This window comes from Sphingomonas trueperi (genome assembly GCF_011927635.1).
Classification (GTDB): Bacteria; Pseudomonadota; Alphaproteobacteria; order Sphingomonadales; family Sphingomonadaceae; genus Sphingomonas; species Sphingomonas trueperi.
Genome location: NZ_JAATJB010000003.1, coordinates 201,193 through 218,626, shown reverse-complemented (window position 1 = coordinate 218,626; position 17,434 = coordinate 201,193). Strand labels below are relative to the sequence as shown.

The window sequence follows — 17,434 nt, the reverse complement described above, 5'->3', positions numbered from 1 at the left end:
GCTTCTAGGACCATGATCCCGGTGCGGCAAGGCCTGGAACCGCTGAGAATCATTCGCAATTGTTAAGCCGCGCTGAACGCGTCCGGCGCGGCTTCAGCCAAGCGTATGAATTCGGATGGAATGCGCCGTTCCGTCGATCGTTGCGGGGACGAACAGGGCACCCGGGCTTCCCCCCGGTACAGGGAGCGCGGGGGCGTTGAGGATCGTCGCCAGCCGCTGGGCGAGGAAGCCGCGCGCGCCCTGCCCTTCCTGGTCGCGCGCGATGATCAGCAGCTTTGCGTCCTCGGGCTCGACGCCCGGCTCGACGCCATAGACCGAGATCGGCGCACCGCGATGATCGGCGAGCCCGCACAGCCCCGAATAGTCCTCGACTCGCGAGGAAAGCCCGCGGAACGGCACCACTTCGCGGATCGCGTCGAGCGGCGTGGCGAGCAGTCGCGCGCCGGTATCGAAGATCAGGAAGGCGTTGGTGGAGGCAGCACCCTCGCGCGCCGCGATGGTCGCGCGGCCCTCCGCCTGGGCGGGCGCACGGCACAAGGCCGCCATTGCCTTGATCGCCGGATCGGCGCGTACCGCGTCGGTGTCCAGCACCAGATTCTGGCCGCCCGCCGGATCGGTGGCGATGCCCGCGAACAGCGCGCTGCGCGCGGCAAGCCCCGCCGGAACCGGCCCGAACTTGTCGTCCGGGATTCGGGCGACGCTGCGCACGCTCTCGACATGCCAGCCGACCAGCTTGTCGGGCGCGATGCGCAACAGGATGACCGGGCCCGGCGACTCCTCCGGAGTTGCGCCGTCGAGGCCCAGCGTCGCGAGTTGGTCGAAGACGCGGACGTCGCGGCCGAGATAGTTGACGTTGCGCGCCCAGCCGGGGGCCGGAACCGCGCAGCGCCGCAGACTGATCGCCGGCGCGGTGCTCTCCACCAGATGGCTGTCGATCGCGATGTCGACGCCGGCCACCGTCACCAGCACGAACGGCCGAGCGCGGGCCAGCGCCGCACTGTCGGCCTCGCGCGCATGGCAGCGCACCAGCGGCAGATTGGGCATCGCGAACAGCGCCTCGGGATCAAGAATGCCGACGAGATGCGCCTCGCGGACAAAGGCGCGGTCGACGAGCCGCGCGGCCCCGCCCGAGTCGACGAGTTCGCGCACTGCCGAGACGGGGATGCGGTACAGGCCGGAGACCGTATCGATCCGGAGCCCGAGCAGCACATCGTCCTTGCGCAGCACTACGATCGTCCCGCCCGTCCCCGTCCGCTCGCCGAAGCCGAGCAACAGGGTGACGTCGACCACCGGGATGACGTCGCCGCGCACCCCGATCGAGCCGATCAGCGCGGGATGGCTGCCGAAGCAAGGCCCCATCGCCGCCGGACACGGCACGACCTCGCGCACCCAGTCCACCGGCACCGCCAGTTCGATCCCGCACAGCCGGAGCAGGCCGACGTCGATATGGCGCCGCCCCGCCTCCCCCACCGGTGCGGTGAGTTCGGTCCCCATGGCCATGATCAGATCTTGCTGTGGGTGGAGGCCGCGAGTTCGTCGATCATCGCCACCACCTGGCGCGAGGTCTCGCGCTGCGCGCCGACCGACTGGGCGATGCCCGAGATCGCGCCGGTGGTCTTGTCGACACAGCCGGCAATCGCCTCGAAGGCTTCGCGCGCCGAGCGCGAGCGTTCGGTGCCCTGGGTGACGCGCTCGCTCGACTCGCCGATCAGCCGGGTGATCTCCTCCGCCGCCGAGGCGCTGCGCTCGGCGAGCTTGCGCACCTCTTCGGCGACGATCGAGAAGCCGACACCGTGCTCGCCGGCGCGCGCCGCCTCGATCGCGGCGTTGAAGGCGAGCAGGTTGGTCTGGCCGGCAAGGTCGCCGATCACGTCGACGATGCTGGAGATCTTCTTCGACGAGGCCGCCATCAGTTCCATCGATTCGATCGTGCCCTCGATCGCGCTGGTGCCGCGATCGGCCGCCGCCTGGGTCTCGCTGGCGAGGCCGGTGGCGCTGCAGGCGCCTTCGCTGATCGTCTTGATCGCCTCGGAGAGATCGCCGACGACGCCCTGCATCTGCTCGGTCTTGGCGGCGATCTTGCGCTCGAGCATCACCTGGTCGGTGACGTCATAGGCATATTTGATCACCCGCGACGGATTGCCCTGCAGGTCGAACACCGGCGAGTAGCTCGCCTGGATGAACACGTCGCGGTCATATTTGCCGATCCGGTGGAAGCGGCCCGATTGCCCCTCGCCGCGCCCCAGCGAGCGCCAGAAATCGCCATATTCCTTTGACTTGAGATGCGCGGGATCGACGAACATCGAATGGTGCCGCCCCTGGATCTCGCGCAGGGTATAGCCCATGGTCGAGAGGAAATTCTCGTTTGCGGTGAGGATCTCGCCCTCGAGGCTGAATTCGATCGTGGCGAGGCTGCGGTCGACCGCCTGGGCGCGGCTCTTGCCCTCGATCGCCGCCTTCTTGCGTTCGGTGATGTCGTGCGCGAACTTGACCACCTTCACGACGTTGCCGAGGCCATCGAAGATCGGATTGTAGGTCGCGTTGAGCCAGATCTCCTCGCCGGCCTTGTTGCGGCGGCGGAAGTCCCCGGCGATATATTCGCCATGCGCCAGATCGGTCCAGAAGCGCGCATATTCCTGCGAATGCACCAGCTCGGCGTCGCAGAACATCTTGTGGTGCTTGCCCACCACGTCCTCGCGACGATAGCCCGTCGCATTCAGGAAATTGTCGTTCGCCTCGAGGACCATGCCCTCGGGGGTGAATTCGATCACCGCCTGGGCGCGGTTGATCGCGGCGACCTTGCCCTCGGCGTCGGCAGCACGCTGCGTCTGCTCGGTGATGTCATAGGCGTATTTCACCACCTTGATCAGCTTGCCATCGACGTCGACGATCGGGTTGTAGGTCGCCCGGATCCACACCCGGCGACCGTCCTTTCCGATCCGCGGAAAAATGCCGGCCTGGAACTCGCCCGCCGACAGCGCACGCCAGAAATTGGCATAGTCCTCGGTCTTCACATAGTCCGGATCGCAGCAGGTGCGGTGGTGCTTGCCGATCAGCTCGCTGCGCTCATAGCCCATCATCTGGAGGAACATGTCGTTGGCGGCAACGACATGGCCGCTGGTGTCGAACTCGATCACGGCTGTCGATCGGTCGAGCGCCGCAAGCTTGCCTGCCGCTTCGGCGCTCTCGGTCTGCGACTTGGTCACATCCATCGCGAACTTGACGATCTTCACCGGCAGCCCCTGATGGTCGAGGATCGGGTTATAGGTCGCCTGGATCCAGCGATCGCTGCCGTCCTTGGCCACACGCTTGTACAGGCCGCCGTCGAACTCACCGCGGCCCAGCCGCTCCCAGAACTGGCGATAGGCAGGCGAACGGGCATGTTCGGCCGTACAGAAGATGCGATGGTGCTGGCCGATCAGCTCCTCGGCCTTGTAGCCGAGCAGGTCACAGAAATTCTCGTTGGCGCTGAGCACGCGGCCCGAAAGATCGAACTCGATCATCGCGGTCGCACGGCTGAAGGCGTTGAGCACGCTGCGGTTCAGCGCCGCCTCGATCTGCGCGCCGCGCACGTCGCGGGCGATCAGGACGACGCTCTTCACCGCCCCCTTTTCGCCTTTGATCGGCGCATAATGGCCGGCAAGCCAGGCATCCTTGCCCTCGCAGCCGTTGCGGCGGGCGGTTTCCTCGATCGTCTCGCCGGCGCGCAACCGCTCCCAGAAGGCGGCATAGGCCGGGCTGGCGGCATAGTCGTCGTCGCAGAAGTAACGATGGTGCTCGCCGACCACGGTTTCGAGCACGCAGCCCATCGCGTCGAGGAAATGCTGGTTGGCGCGGGTCAGGATCCCGTCGGGGCTGAACTCGGCAACCGCGTAGAGGCGATCGAGCACGGAGCCCACGTCATGGCAGAACGCCTCGTCCGATGCCTCTCCCCGACGCCCCTTGCCGAGGCCGCCCACTTCCATGTTCATGCGCCGTTCGTCCCAGTTCGCCCCGGCTTGATGGCCGAAGGCGTTTTAAGGAACTTATAGGGCGCAAATCCTCGGAAACGGGCGGGAAATAAAGTTAATTTCCCGGCTCCGTAGTCGTACGGAAAGCGTCAGCGCAGCGCGTTGGCGACCAGCTTGTGGAGCTTCGAGTGCAGCCCGTCATTGGCGGCGAGGAACTGGTTGCGCTGCATCGCCATGTCCTGGCCGCGATAGTCGGTGACGAAGCCGCCGGCTTCCCTGACGAGAAGCACGCCCGCCGCGACGTCCCAGGGCTTCAGGTCCGATTCCCAATAGCCGTCGAAGCGCCCCGCCGCGACCCAGGCGAGGTCGAGCGCCGCCGAGCCGAGCCGGCGAATGCCCGCCACTTCGGGCGCCACCGCGCCGAAGATGCGGCTCCACTCGGCGAAATTGCCATGGCCCATGAACGGGATGCCGGTGGCTATCAGCGACTCCGAAAGGTCGCGCCGCGCGGAAACCCGCAGCCGCTGGTCCTGCAGCCAGGCGCCACGGCCCTTCTCGGCCCAGAAGCTCTCGTCGGTCAGCGGCTGGTAGACCAGGCCGTGGGTGATCTCCGGCTTGCCTTGGGCACCGTTCGGATCCTCGACGGCAATGACGATCGAGAAGTGCGGGATTCCGTGGAGGAAGTTGGTGGTGCCGTCCAGCGGGTCGACGATGAAGCGCGGCTTGTCCGGATCGCCCGGCAGCTCGCCGCCTTCTTCGGCGAGGATGCGCCAGTCGGGACGCGCCTTGCGCAGTTCCTCGATCAGTGTCTGCTCGGCGCGCTTGTCGGCCATGCTCACGAAGTCGGCCGGGCCCTTGCGGCTGACCTGCAGGTGCGTGACCTCGTTGAAGTCGCGACGCAGGCGCGGTGCCGCCTTGCGTGCGGCACGGTCCATGACGGTGAGAAGGCCGGAATGCGCTGCCATATCAATCTCTCTCCCTGCCGCTGTTGCGGGGGACTAAGGAAGGCCTGACCCGAAAACGGGAAAAGGGGACGCAGGCCTGCCGTCCCCTTCCCTTAGCATGTTCGGCCGAAGCCGGCAGATCAGTCCGCGCGGCGGACGTAGGTCTGCTCGTACACGTCGACGACGATGCGCGTACCCGATGCGATGTGCGGCGGCACCATGATGCGCACGCCATTGTCGAGCACGGCCGGCTTGTACGAGGATGAGGCCGTCTGGCCCTTCACCACCGCATCCGCCTCGACGATCGTCGCTTCGATCGTGTCGGGCAGCTGCACGCTGATCGGCTCTTCGTCATAGAGCTCCATCAGCACGTCCATGCCGTCCTGCAGGAAGGCCGCGGCGTCGCCGAGCAGGTCGCGCGGCAGCGTCGTCTGGTCGTAGGTTTCCTTGTCCATGAACACGAGCATGTCGCCTTCCGGATACAGGAACTGGAAATCCTTGGTGTCGAGGCGCACGCGCTCCACGGTCTCGGCCGAGCGGAAGCGGACGTTGTTCTTGCGGCCGTCGCGCAGGTTCTTGAGTTCGACCTGCATATAGGCACCGCCCTTGCCGGGCTGGGTGTGCTGGATCTTGACGGCGCGCCAGATGCCGCCCTCATATTCGATGATGTTGCCGGGACGGATGTCCACGCCGCTGATCTTCATGGATCGTGCCTGTATGTGAGAAAGAGCTGAGCGGCGCCCTTTAGCTCCGCCCGGGCTTTCCCGCAAGCAGCGGATAGGGGTCGATATTGGTGCCCTGCCACCAGCCCTCGCCTGGCGCCATCCGCTTGAGCTCGAAATGGAGGTGCGGTGCCCCGCCATCGGCGCTGCCGCTGTCGCCCACGGTGGCGATCGGCTGGCCCCGGCGGACGGTTGCGCCCTCTGCCACGCCGATCGTATCGAGATGCGCATAATAATGCACAGTCCCGCCATCGGACGTCCGGACGTAGAGCGTATGGCCGCCGAGATCGCTCTCGAACCGCTTCTCGACCGTGCCGGAAGCGGCGGCAAGCACCGGCGTGCCCTTGGCCGCGAGGATGTCGATCGCGTGATGCGCGCGGGTGCCGTCGCCGCGCGGCTCGCCCCAATCGTCGCTGAGCGCCGTGGCGGGCACGCCCTGCACGGGGATGACCAGCCCGGAGGCGCCCGGCGCGGCTGCGGGCTTGGGGGCCGCTGCCGGGACGCGTGGCGTCTGCCCCGCCGGCAGGAACCGCACGCGCGACACCAGCAGCGCGAGCAGCGCCACCGCCACCAGCCCCGCGATCAGGCCGAAGCGCCGCATGCTCTTGCTCCGAACGCTAGCGGCAGAAACGCACCGCCCTCCCCAATACCGTCATCCCGCCGGAAGCCGGGATCCATTGGGGTCACCGCTGCAGCTCCAGCCTCACCCGACAGGCGAATGGATCCCGGCTTTCGCCGGGATGACGATCGAGAAGCGGTCAAGAAATCCGCGACATGCACGGCGCTATTCCTGGAAGATCGCCGGGGTGCCCGGCTTCACCATCAGCGCGACACGGGCGGCATCCCAGTTGGTCAGGCGGATGCAGCCATGGCTTTCGGTGCGGCCGATCGTCTGCGGCTCGGGCGTGCCGTGGATGCCGTAATGCTCCTTGGACAGGTCGATCCACACCACCCCGACCGGCCCGTTCGGCCCCGGCGGCAGCATCGCCGGATCGTCGTCCTTCTTGGCATCCCAGAACAGCTTCGGATTATAATGGAACTTGGGATTGGTATCCACACCGTTGATTTTCCACCGACCGATCGGCAGCGGATCATGCTCGCTTCCCATTGTGGCGCTGAACTGCGCGACCAGCCGGTTGCCGCTGCCGTAGATCTTCAACACGCCCTCGGACTTGTCGACGACGACATGATCCGCCTGGGGCTGGCGCGGATCGACGTTAAGCATGTTGAGGGTCTGGCGCCATTCGGGCTTCCAGTCGGCGGGGTAGTCCCGCGAACCCGGCAGCGCGTTGGGCAGGCGCAGCATCGTGCCGGTCTTGATCGTCGTCACGCCGGGATTGAGCGCGGTGATGACCTCCGGCGTGGTGTGAAACATCTCCGCCAGTTTCTCGAGCGGATTGCGATAGCCGAGCGTCTTCAGCTTGCCCTGCTTGGGCAGGTCCTTGGGGATCGGATCGACGAACGGCCCCTGCATCGTCGTCGCGCCGACCGCGAGCGTCCGCACCGGCCGCAGCGCGCGATACTGGTGGAGCACCGCCAGCGTCGCCGGATCGATCACCCCGGTCACCTTCAGCCCCCGCGCTTCCTGCAGCCCGCGCACCGCCGCGGTCAGCGACTGGCCCGCGCGCCCGTCGAGAATGCCCGGCCCGAAGCCGAGATGCTCGAGAATCACCTGCGCATGGAGGATGTTGCGGTCGACCGGCGGCTTGGGGCTCGGGGCTTGCGCCATGGCGGGCGCGGCGAACAACGCGGCAACTCCGAACACCCATTTCCGCATGCAGCCTCTCCCGATCCTTCACCTGATCCAGGCTAAACGTTCGCATGCGCCTTGCGGTTGCCGCTGCGGGCCAACCCCGATGGACAAGCCGCGTTTCGCATGCCCTTATCGACGCGATGCGGGGGATTCTTTCAGAAGCGGAACAAGTGCTCGGCTCGCCGACACGCAACCTGGTTTCGATCCTGCTGTTCGTCCTCGCGGTCGCGGTGCTGGCGACGATCGGCTACATGGCGGCGGGCTGGAGCTTCGTCGACGCGAGCTACATGGTCGTGCTGACCATCTACACCGTCGGCTATGGCGAGATCCGGCCGATCGACACCCCCTATCTCCACGCGCTGACCATGGGGACGATGGTGCTGGGCTGCACCGGCATGATCCTGCTCACCAGCGCGCTCGTCCAGTTCTTCACCGTGCTGCAATTGCAGAGTATTTTCGGAGCAACCCGCATGCAGAGCCGCATCGACAAGCTCGCCGACCATGTCGTGATCTGCGGCTATGGCCGGATCGGGCTGATGCTCGCCCGCGATCTCTCCCGCGCCGCCGTGCCGGTGGTGGTGATCGAGCGCGGCCCGGAAAAGCGCGCCGAGGCGGAGGCGGCGGGGCTATGCACCCTCGCCGGCGACGCGACCGAGGAGGAGGTGCTGATCGCCGCCGGCATCCAGCGCGCCCGGGCACTGGCGACGGTGCTGCCCGACGATGCCGCGAATGTGTTCATCACGCTGAGCGCACGCAACCTCAACGCCGGACTGGAGATCATCGCCCGCGGCGAGGCGCCGACCACCGAACGCAAGCTGATCCATGCCGGCGCCGACCGCGTCGTCTTCCCCACCCATATCGGCGCCGAGGCGATGGCGCGGATGATCCTCTACCCGCACAGCCAGCAGGTGCAGGGCGATGCCGAGCTCGCCCGGCTGCGGCGCGAGCTCGGCGCGCTGGGGCTCGAGGTCGAGCTGATCGAGGTCGCAAGGGGGGCGACCATGGACGGGCTGAGCATCGAGGAAGCCGAGCGCCGCGCCGAAGGCAGCGTGTTCATCGTACAGATCGACCGCGCCGACGGCCGCTCGATCCCCCGCCCCGCCCGCGACGAGCGGCTGGAGGCGGGCGACAAGGCGGTGGTAGTGATGCGCGACGTCGCCGCCGGCGCGCGGGCGCTGTTCACGTCGCGGGCGGAGATCCGGGCCGGGCGGAACAAGTTTTGAGGGGGTGGGGCAGCGCTCAAGCCCCTCCCCTTCAGGAGCGGCAGATGAACCGCGCCCCGCGCGGTTCAGGTCCGCCTGGGAGGCGGACCGACCTGACGCTGGGTTGGGGTGGGGCCGTGTCTCGCAGAGACCAACCGACGTTCTGGAATCCCTCCGCCCCCAACCCCTCCTCCAAGGAGGAGGGGCTAAAAGTGTATTCCCCTCCCTTCAGCCTCCCTTCATCTCCACCAGCCTAAGGCGCAATGATGGCGACACCCTCCCCCCGCACCCGCCGTCTCGCCTGGAAGCGCTGGGCGGCCGCCTTCGTCGCGCTGCTCGCCGCGATTGCCTTCGGGGTCTATTGGAGTGCCGGCTTCCTCGATCGCGATCCGGTCCATCTCTACGGCATGCCCGAACGCCCCGGCACCGCACCGGTCGCCGCGGTGTTCCTTTCCGGGGACATGGGGCTTCGCTACGGCATGGGCTCCTACGTCGTCGAGGCGCTCGCCGAGGCCGGGGTGCCGGTCTATGCGGTGGCGAGCTCGACTGCCTTTGCCCAGCGCAAGACCCATGCCGAGGTGCAGGCGCTGCTGATCCACGCGATCCGCGAAGCGCAGCGCCGCTCGGGCGCGACCAGGGTGATCGTCATCGGCCAGTCCTTCGGCGCCGATATGGCCCGTGTTGCCCTGGCCTCGCTCCCCCCCGCGCTCCGGGCCCAGGTCGCCGCGCTGGTGCTCGTCGTGCCCGGCACCGACGCCTATTTCCGCGCGGACCCGCTCGGCTTCGCCTATGTCGGCGCGCCCGATGCCGATGCCGCCTCGGCGCGCGCGCTCGACTGGCTGCCGGTCACCTGCATCCGGGGGCAAGACGAGACCGACAGCCTGTGCCCCACGCTGCTCGCCCCCAATGTCCGCCGCATCACCCTGCCCGGCGGCCATTTCCTGCGGATGGACCATGACCTGCTGGTCCGCACCGTGTTCGCGGCGCTCGCCCCGGTGCTCGGCACGCATTTGGACGTGCCTGCGCCATAATCGGCCGCGTCGATTGCCCGGCGCCGCTCGGGCGGAGTAAGGCGGGCGGGCGCAAGGGAAAGGCGCCGTTGGGGGAGTTGGATGCAGATCGCCGAAATCGACGCGCCGGAGGACGAGCCGTCGACCGCACCGGGTCCGCTGGCCTGGCTCGCGCGCCATCGCCGGCCGCTGCTGATCCTGGTCACGCTGGCGCTGGCGGCTTTGGGGTTCGAGGCGGTGCGCGCGATCCTCGCCGAGGTGCACCTCCGCGACGTGCGGCATGCGCTGCACCGGATCGAACCCGCCCGACTGGCGGCCGCGCTGGCGCTCACCGCCGCCTCCTATCTTGCACTCACCCTCTACGACTGGTTCGCCGTGCGGGCGATCGGCCAGCGGCTGCCGTGGCGGACCGCAGCGCTGGCCTCGTTCACCAGCTACACGATCAGCCATAATCTCGGCCTGTCGCTGCTCACCGCCGGCACGGCGCGGCTGCGGGCGTACGGCGCGGCGGGGCTCGACTTCGCCGACGTCGCGCGCATCACGCTGATCGCAGGCGCCACCTTCTGGAGCGGCGTGTTCGCAGTGACCGCCATCGCGCTGCTCGCCGCGCCGCAGCCGCTCACGCTCTTCGGCCAGACGCTACCGATGTCGCTGCTCCACGGCGCGGGGCTGGCGGTGCTGCTCGCCTTCGCCGCGCTGTTCGTGGCCCGCGCCCGCGGATTGGCCGAGCTGCGCCTCGGCGCCGCCAGCCTGCCGCTGCCGCGCGCACCGCTGATGGCCGGCCAGATCGGCACCGCCGCGCTCGACCTCGCCTGCGCCTCGGGCGCGCTGTTCGTGCTGATCCCCCATGCCGATCCGGCGCTGATCGGCAGCTTCTTCCTCGCCTATGCGCTCGCCATCGTGATCGCGCTGGTCACCCATGTGCCGGGCGGGATCGGCGTGTTCGAGGCGGTGATGCTGGCGCTGGTGCCGATCGGCCGCAGCGACCTGTTCGCGGCGCTGCTGCTCTACCGATTGGTCTACTACCTCCTCCCGTTGCTCGTCGCCGGCGCGCTGCTGGTCGGCATCGAGGGACGACGGCTGCGCCGTCCGATCGCGACGGGGCTGAGCGTCGCGCACCGGATCGGCCAGGCGCTGGTACCGCCGCTGCTCGCGCTGCTGGTGTTCGGCGGCGGGCTGGTGCTGCTCGTCTCGGGCGCGCTGCCGCCGGCGCATGGCCGGATGCACCCCTTGCACGACATCCTGCCGCTGCCCTTCGTCGAGGGCTCGCACTTCGCCGCGAGCCTGGTCGGCACCGCGCTGCTGCTGATTGCCCCGGCGGTGCAGGCGCGGCTCAAGAGCGGCTTCCATGCCGCGCGGCTACTGCTGGTGGCGGGTGCGGTGTTCTCGATCGCCAAGGGCATCGATTACGAGGAAGCGACGGTGCTGCTGATCGTCGCCGGGCTCCTCCAATATGCCCGCCCCGGCTTCTATCGCAGCGCCGGAATCGGCTCCGCCCCGGTCGCGCGCTGGTGGTGGGCGGCGGCGCTGATCGCGCTGCTCTTGAGCGCCTGGGCCGGCTTCTTCGCCTACAAGCGCGTGCCGTACAGCGACGACCTGTGGTGGGACTTCGCCTGGCGCGGCAACGCGCCTCGCTTCCTGCGCGCGACGCTGGGCGCGACGATGCTGCTGGTCGGCTGGGCCTTCTGGCGGCTGATGTCCGCCGCCCCGCGGGTCCGCGAGCACCAGGCGCTCGACCCGCAGGTCGCCGCGCGGGCGATCGCCGCCACCAGCCGCGCCGACGCGATGCTGGCCTATACCGGCGACAAGGACTTCCTCGTCTCCACCGCGGGCGACGCCTTCCTGATGTACCGCGTGCAGGGCCGCACCTGGATCGTGATGGGCGATCCCGTCGGCCCCGAGGAAGCCTGGTCCGAGCTGATCTGGGAAATCCGCCGCCGCTGCGACGCCGCGCGGGGGCGGCTCTGCCTGTTCCAGGTCAGCGCGGCGATGCTGCCTTTGGTCGTCGAGCTCGGCCTCCAGCCGCTCAAATATGGCGAGGAGGCGGTCGTCGATCTCCGCCAGGGCTATGACCTCAAGGGCGGCCAGTTCAAGTCGCTGCGCTATTCGGTGAAGCGGGCGACCAGCGAGGGGCTGGTGTTCGAGGTGGTGCCCGCCGCGCAGGTGCCTGCCCTCCTCCCCGAACTCCAGCGCGTCTCCGATGCCTGGCTGGCGGACAAGCCGGGTGCGGAGAAGCGCTTCAGCCTCGGCCGCTTCGATGCCGACTATCTTGCGCATTTCGACTGCGCGGTGCTGCGGCTGGAGGGCGCGGTCGTCGCCTTCGCCAATCTGTGGGAGACGCCCAACCGCGAGGAAATCTCGGTCGACCTGATGCGCCACCGGCCGGACACGCCCTATGGCGCGATGGACCTGCTGTTCGTGCGGCTGCTGCAATATGGCGCGGCACAGGGGTTTCAGCGCTTCAACCTCGGCATGGCGCCGCTCTCCGGCCTCAAGCCCGGCCCGCTCGCGCCGATCTGGTCGCGGCTGGGGGCGGCGGTCTACGGCCATGGCGAGCGGATCTACGGCTTTTCCGGACTACGCGCGTTCAAGCAGAAATTCGGGCCGAGCTGGATCCCGCGCTATATCGGCACCACGCCGGGCGTTTCCGTCCCACGGGCGCTGATCGATGCGACCATACTGATCGGCGGATAACCCCTTGGGTTCCAGGCCCCGCACCCCACATGCGGCGGCGTAACCAGGGAGACACGCATGGACCTCGCATTTCTCGGGCTCGGACAGATGGGGATCGGCATGGCGGGCGCATTGCTCGATGCCGGGCACACGCTCACCGTCTGGAACCGCTCGCCCGACAAGGCCGAACCGCTCACGACACGCGGCGCCCGCCTCGCCCGCACGCCCCGCGAAGCCGCCGACGGCGCGCAGGCCGTGCTGACCATGGTGGCGGACGACGCGGCGCTGGAGGCGATCCTCGAGGGCGCGGACGGCATCCTCGCCGGCATGGCGCCGGGCGCGCTGCATCTCTCGCACAGCACCATCGCCGTCGCCACCGCCGACAAGCTGGCGGAACGCCATGCAGCGGCAGGCCACCGCTTCGTCTCGGCACCCGTGTTCGGCCGCCCGCCGGTCGCCGCGCAGGGCAAGCTCGCCATCGTCGCCGCAGGGTCGCCCGAGGCGATGGAGGCCGCTGCGCCGATCCTCGACGCGCTCGGCCGCGTCACCTTCCCGATGGGCGACAAGCCCTCGGCCGCGAACCTGGTGAAGCTCGCCGGCAACTTCATGATCATGGCGACGGTCGAGGCCTATGGCGAGGCGATGTCGCTCGGCGAGAAGGGCGGCGTGGCGCGCGAGAAGATGCTGGAGGTGTTCTCGGGCACGATCTTCGACGGCGCGATCCACAAGGTCTATGGCCCGCCGATCGCCGAGCGCCGCCACCGCCCCGCCGGCTTCGCCGCGCCGCTCGGCCTCAAGGACATGCGCCTCGCCGGGGAAGCAGCGGAGGCGGTCGGCGCGAAGCTGCCGCTGCTCGACCTGGTCCGCGCGCACCTCACCGAGACCGTGAAGACCGAAGGCAGCGACGTCGACGTGACCGCGCTGGCCGAGACGATCGCCAAGCTGTGATCTCGCGCTCCCCTCCCGCTTGCGGGAGGGGTCGGGGGAGGGGATGACGTGTAAGAAGCGCTGTGAAGTTTCAGCCCCCGCCTTCCGCCGGCCCGGGTGGCAGCTCGACTACCAAATCTGACGCCGGCATCGGGGGAGCCGCACCCATGATCGAACACGTCGCCATTATCGGCGCGGGCTTTTCGGGCACGCTCCAGGCAATCAACCTGATCCGCCACGAAGGTCCGCGCGCGACGCTGATCGAGCGTGCGCCGGTGGCGGGCACCGGGCTCGCCTATGGCGCTGCCCACCCCTCGCACCTGCTCAACGTCCGCGCCGCGAACATGAGCGCCTTCCCGGACGATCCCAGCCATCTCGTCCGCTGGCTGGAGGCGCGCGGGGTGGAGCATGCCGCCGCCAGCTTCGTGCCGCGCCGCGTCTATGGCGAATATCTGCGCGAGATGCTGGGCGAAGCGCTCGCCCGCTATCCCGATCGCCTGCGCCTCGTCCGCGGCGAAGTCGAGGACGTGACCTTCGACGCCGACGGCGCAACGCTCCAGCTGTCGGACGGCACGCTGCGCGCCGATGCCGCGGTGCTCGCCGTCGGCAACCTGCCGCCGCACGATCCGCCGGGGCTCGATCCCGCGACGCTTTCGAGCGCGCGCTACAAGGGCGATCCCTGGGACCCGAGCGTCCCCGAAGGCCTGTCCGACGGCGATACGGTGCTGGTGATCGGCACCGGCCTCACCATGGTCGACGTGGCGCTGCTGCTGGAGGCGCGCGGCTTCGGCGGCAGGATCGTCGCCGTCTCCCGCCGCGGCCTGCTCCCTCGCCCCCACGCCGCGGGACAGGACTGGGACAAGATCCGCGAACGCCCGCGCACCAAGGCATCCGAACTGGTACGCACGGTGCGCGCGCGGGCCGAGCAGATCGGCTGGCGCAACGCGGTCGACGAGCTTCGCCCCTTCACCCAGCCGATATGGGCCAATGCCAGCGAGGACGAGCGCGCCCGCTTCCTCCGCCACTTGCGCCCCTGGTGGGACGTCCACCGCCACCGCCTCGCGCCCGAGGTCCATGCCCGGCTCCAGGCGCTGATCGATCGCGGCCAGCTGGCGGTGCGCGCAGCCAAGACGCTGGGTTTCGCCGAAGGCCCGGAGGGCATCGCCGTCACGCTGCGCCCGCGCGGGCAGGACGCGCCCGAGACGATCCTCGCCCAGCGCATCGTCAACTGCACCGGCCCGCTCGGCGACCTCGCCCGCAGCCGCGAGCCGCTGCTCCAGCGCCTCGCCGCCCGCGGCGTGATCCGTCCGGACACCGCCCATATCGGCATCGACGTCGACAACCAGGGCCAGACCATCGCCGCCGACGGCACCGCCAACGCCAATCTCTACGCCCTCGGCCCGATGACCCGCGGCGCCTTCTGGGAGATCGTCGCGGTGCCCGATATCCGCACCCAGACCTGGGCGGTCGCGCGCCGCCTCTCCAACGCGCATTGGGTCGGCGGCGAGGGACTATGACGAACTGGTAACATTTGACACTAAATCCGATAATGCGGTATCAGGTCGTCCATGACCGATACCGCCAATCCGCTCGGCCTCAACGGCTTCGAGTTCGTCGAGTTCACCTCGCCCGATCCGGACGCGATGGCGCGCCAGTTCGAGCAGCTGGGCTTCGTCCCCACCCATCGCCACCCGCGCAAGAACATCACCCGCTACAAGCAGGGCCGCATCAACCTGATGCTCAACCGCGACGATGCCGGCCGCGTCGCCGCCTTCCGCGGCGAGCACGGCCCCTCGGCCAGCGCGATGGCCTTCCGCGTCGCGGACCCCAAAAAGGCGATGGAATGGGCGCTCGCCCATGGCGGCAAGCCGACGGATGAGGACGACACCGTCATCCAAGGCATCGGCGGTTCCTACCTCTATTTCATCCAGGACGGCCATGACCTCTATGCCGACTGGGCCGAGTTCCCGGGCTGGCGCGAGGCGGAGGCCGAGAACAGCGTCGGGCTCGACCTGCTCGACCACCTCACCCACAATGTCCGCCGCGGCCAGATGCGGGTGTGGAGCGAGTTCTACCGCACGCTCTTCGGCTTCGAGGAGCAGAAATATTTCGACATCAAGGGCAAGGCGACCGGCTTGTTCAGCCAGGCGATGATCGCGCCGGACAAGGCGATCCGCATCCCGCTGAACGAAAGCCAGGACGACAACAGCCAGATCGAGGAATTCCTCCGCGAGTATAACGGCGAAGGCATCCAGCACCTCGCGCTGACCACCGACGACATCTACGACACGGTCGAGCGCCTGCGCGCCCGCGGCGTGCGGCTGCAGGATACGATCGAGACCTATTACGAGCTGATCGACAAGCGCGTCCCCGGGCACGGCGAGGATGTCGAGCGGCTGCGCAAGAACCGCATCCTGATCGACGGCTCGGTAGAGACGGGCGAGGGCATCCTGCTCCAGATCTTCACCGAGACGATGTTCGGCCCGATCTTCTTCGAGATCATCCAGCGCAAAGGCAATGAGGGCTTCGGCAACGGCAATTTCCAGGCACTGTTCGAGAGCATCGAGCTCGACCAGATCCGCCGCGGCGTCATCAAGGTCGACGCCTGACCCGTTTGGAGAGGGAGAGAGCCGGGGGTGCCGCCGCAGGAACAGCATGGCATACCCCGGCCCCATTCCCCTTCCCCTTTCGGACCGGCCAACCGCAGCCCCACGACATCCGTCATACCCGCGAAGGCGGGGATCCATTGGCGCTGAAGCTGCGGTTCCTGCCCCGAGCGTCCTGGCAAATGGATTCCCGCCTTCGCGGGAATGACGAAAATGGGCCAACAAGCCCCCGAGCGGCGATAGCCTCCTGAGGGAGGAGGAGGAGCAGGATGACCCACTATTTCCCCGGCTTCGGCAATCATGTCTCCACCGAGGCCGTGCCCGGCGCGCTGCCGATCGGCCGCAACAGCCCGCAGCGCCCCCCCTATGGCCTCTATGCCGAGCAGCTCTCCGGCACCGCCTTCACCGCGCCGCGCGCCGAGAACCGCCGCTCCTGGCTCTACCGGCTGCGCCCCAGCGCCGAGCACCCGCCCTACCGGCCCTATGAGGGCGCCCCGCTGTTCTCGCCCCACACCCCGGCCAAGCCGCTCGCGCCGAACCGCCTGCGCTGGGGCCCCATCCCCGCTCCCGCCGGCCCGGTCGACTGGATCGACGGCATGGAGACGATGCTCGCCACGCGCGATCCCGCCGATCTGGAGGGCGTGGTCGTCCACCGCTACGCCGCCAATCGCGACATGGACAATCGCGCCTTCGTCGACGCGGACGGCGAGCTGCTCTTCATCCCGCAGGCCGGCGCGCTGGCGCTGCTGACCGAGCTTGGCCGGATCGACATCGCCCCCGGCCAGATCGCCGTGATCCCGCGCGGCGTCCGCTTCCGCGTGCTGCTCCCCGAGGGCAGCGCCACCGGCTATGTCGCCGAGAATTACGGCGCGCCCTTCCGCCTGCCCGATCTTGGCCCGATCGGCGCCAACGGCCTCGCCAACCCGCGCGATTTCGAGACCCCCGCCGCCTGGTTCGAAGATCGGGACGAGGCGTCTCAGCTTGTGCAGAAGTCGTTGGCAAATCTGTGGATAACCACCCTGCCCTACAGTCCGCTCGACGTGGTGGCATGGCACGGCAATCTCGCGCCCTATCGCTACGATCTCGCCCGGTTCAACACGATCAACACGGTGAGCTTCGACCATCCTGACCCCTCGATCTTCACCGTGCTCACCTCGCCGAGCACCGTGGCAGGCCGCGCCAACGCCGATTTCGTGATCTTCCCGCCGCGCTGGATGGTCGCCGAGGACACGTTCCGCCCGCCCTGGTTCCACCGCAACGTGATGAGCGAGGCGATGGGACTGATCCACGGCGCGTACGACGCCAAGGCCGAGGGCTTTGCGCCCGGCGGGCTGTCGCTCCACAATCTGATGGCGGGCCACGGCCCCGACGTCGCCAGCTGGCGCGGAGCGACCGAGGCGACCCTCAAGCCGCACAAGATCGAGGGCACGATGGCGTTCATGGTCGAGACCTGCTGGCCCTATCGCCCGACCGAGCACGCGCTGGCGCACGCCCAGCCGGACTATGACGCGGTATGGGAAGGCTTCCCCAAGGCGCAGCTGCCGTGAAGCACTGCCCAGCCGCCGCAACCTGCGCTCCCCTCCCGCTCGCGGGAGGGGTCGGGGGAGGGACTGACCTGGTTGCAGTGCTGATAAGGTCCAGCCCCTC

At 68.6% G+C, this 17,434-nt stretch carries 13 protein-coding genes; 7 read left to right on the top strand and 6 right to left on the bottom strand.

Annotated features, from left to right (window positions below; genetic code table 11):
* Positions 1-93: 93 nt before the first annotated feature.
* The 6 genes from GGR89_RS06810 to GGR89_RS06785 all read right to left on the bottom strand — a co-directional run bounded on the left by GGR89_RS06810 (position 94) and on the right by GGR89_RS06785 (position 7,393).
* Complete coding sequence (locus GGR89_RS06810) at positions 94-1,500, bottom strand: chemotaxis protein CheW (RefSeq protein WP_125977021.1); 1,407 nt, start codon at positions 1,498-1,500, stop codon at positions 94-96.
* A gap of 2 nt (positions 1,501-1,502) precedes the next feature.
* Positions 1,503-3,971 (bottom strand): methyl-accepting chemotaxis protein, encoded by a 2,469-nt coding sequence (locus GGR89_RS06805; protein WP_125977020.1) that lies wholly within the window; start codon positions 3,969-3,971, stop codon positions 1,503-1,505.
* 128 nt (positions 3,972-4,099) lie between these two features.
* Positions 4,100-4,915 (bottom strand): inositol monophosphatase family protein, encoded by an 816-nt coding sequence (locus GGR89_RS06800; protein WP_125977019.1) that lies wholly within the window; start codon positions 4,913-4,915, stop codon positions 4,100-4,102.
* Between the two features lie 119 nt (positions 4,916-5,034).
* Entirely contained in the window at positions 5,035-5,598 is a 564-nt protein-coding gene (gene efp, locus GGR89_RS06795) for an elongation factor P (protein WP_125977018.1), read from the bottom strand.
* A 40-nt stretch (positions 5,599-5,638) separates the two neighbouring features.
* Positions 5,639-6,217, bottom strand: a complete 579-nt coding sequence (locus tag GGR89_RS06790) for a M23 family metallopeptidase (RefSeq protein ID WP_125977017.1) — start codon at positions 6,215-6,217, stop codon at positions 5,639-5,641.
* A gap of 183 nt (positions 6,218-6,400) precedes the next feature.
* Positions 6,401-7,393, bottom strand: a complete 993-nt coding sequence (locus tag GGR89_RS06785; protein WP_125977016.1) for a L,D-transpeptidase family protein — start codon at positions 7,391-7,393, stop codon at positions 6,401-6,403.
* 116 nt (positions 7,394-7,509) lie between these two features.
* Between GGR89_RS06785 and GGR89_RS06780 the strand changes: the two genes are divergently transcribed.
* From GGR89_RS06780 to hmgA, 7 genes are all read left to right on the top strand, one after another.
* The gene (locus GGR89_RS06780) at positions 7,510-8,592 is read left to right on the top strand and encodes a potassium channel family protein (RefSeq protein WP_125977015.1); all 1,083 of its coding nucleotides are present in this window, start codon (positions 7,510-7,512) and stop codon (positions 8,590-8,592) included.
* A 242-nt stretch (positions 8,593-8,834) separates the two neighbouring features.
* Positions 8,835-9,602 carry an AcvB/VirJ family lysyl-phosphatidylglycerol hydrolase gene (locus GGR89_RS06775; protein ID WP_245201602.1) on the top strand — a complete coding sequence of 256 codons (768 nt, stop codon included), beginning with the start codon at positions 8,835-8,837 and terminating at the stop codon, positions 9,600-9,602.
* Positions 9,603-9,683: 81 nt separating this feature from the next.
* A complete protein-coding gene (gene mprF / locus GGR89_RS06770; protein WP_125973318.1) occupies positions 9,684-12,275 on the top strand; it encodes a bifunctional lysylphosphatidylglycerol flippase/synthetase MprF in 2,592 nt (863 codons plus the stop codon).
* Between the two features lie 57 nt (positions 12,276-12,332).
* The gene (locus GGR89_RS06765) at positions 12,333-13,202 is read left to right on the top strand and encodes an NAD(P)-dependent oxidoreductase (protein ID WP_125973320.1); all 870 of its coding nucleotides are present in this window, start codon (positions 12,333-12,335) and stop codon (positions 13,200-13,202) included.
* Positions 13,203-13,348: 146 nt separating this feature from the next.
* Positions 13,349-14,698, top strand: coding sequence for an FAD/NAD(P)-binding protein (locus GGR89_RS06760; RefSeq protein WP_125973322.1), 1,350 nt, complete (start codon positions 13,349-13,351; stop codon positions 14,696-14,698).
* Positions 14,699-14,749: 51 nt separating this feature from the next.
* Complete coding sequence (gene hppD, locus GGR89_RS06755; RefSeq protein WP_125973324.1) at positions 14,750-15,790, top strand: 4-hydroxyphenylpyruvate dioxygenase; 1,041 nt, start codon at positions 14,750-14,752, stop codon at positions 15,788-15,790.
* A 266-nt stretch (positions 15,791-16,056) separates the two neighbouring features.
* Complete coding sequence (gene hmgA, locus GGR89_RS06750; protein WP_125973326.1) at positions 16,057-17,334, top strand: homogentisate 1,2-dioxygenase; 1,278 nt, start codon at positions 16,057-16,059, stop codon at positions 17,332-17,334.
* Positions 17,335-17,434: the final 100 nt, after the last annotated feature.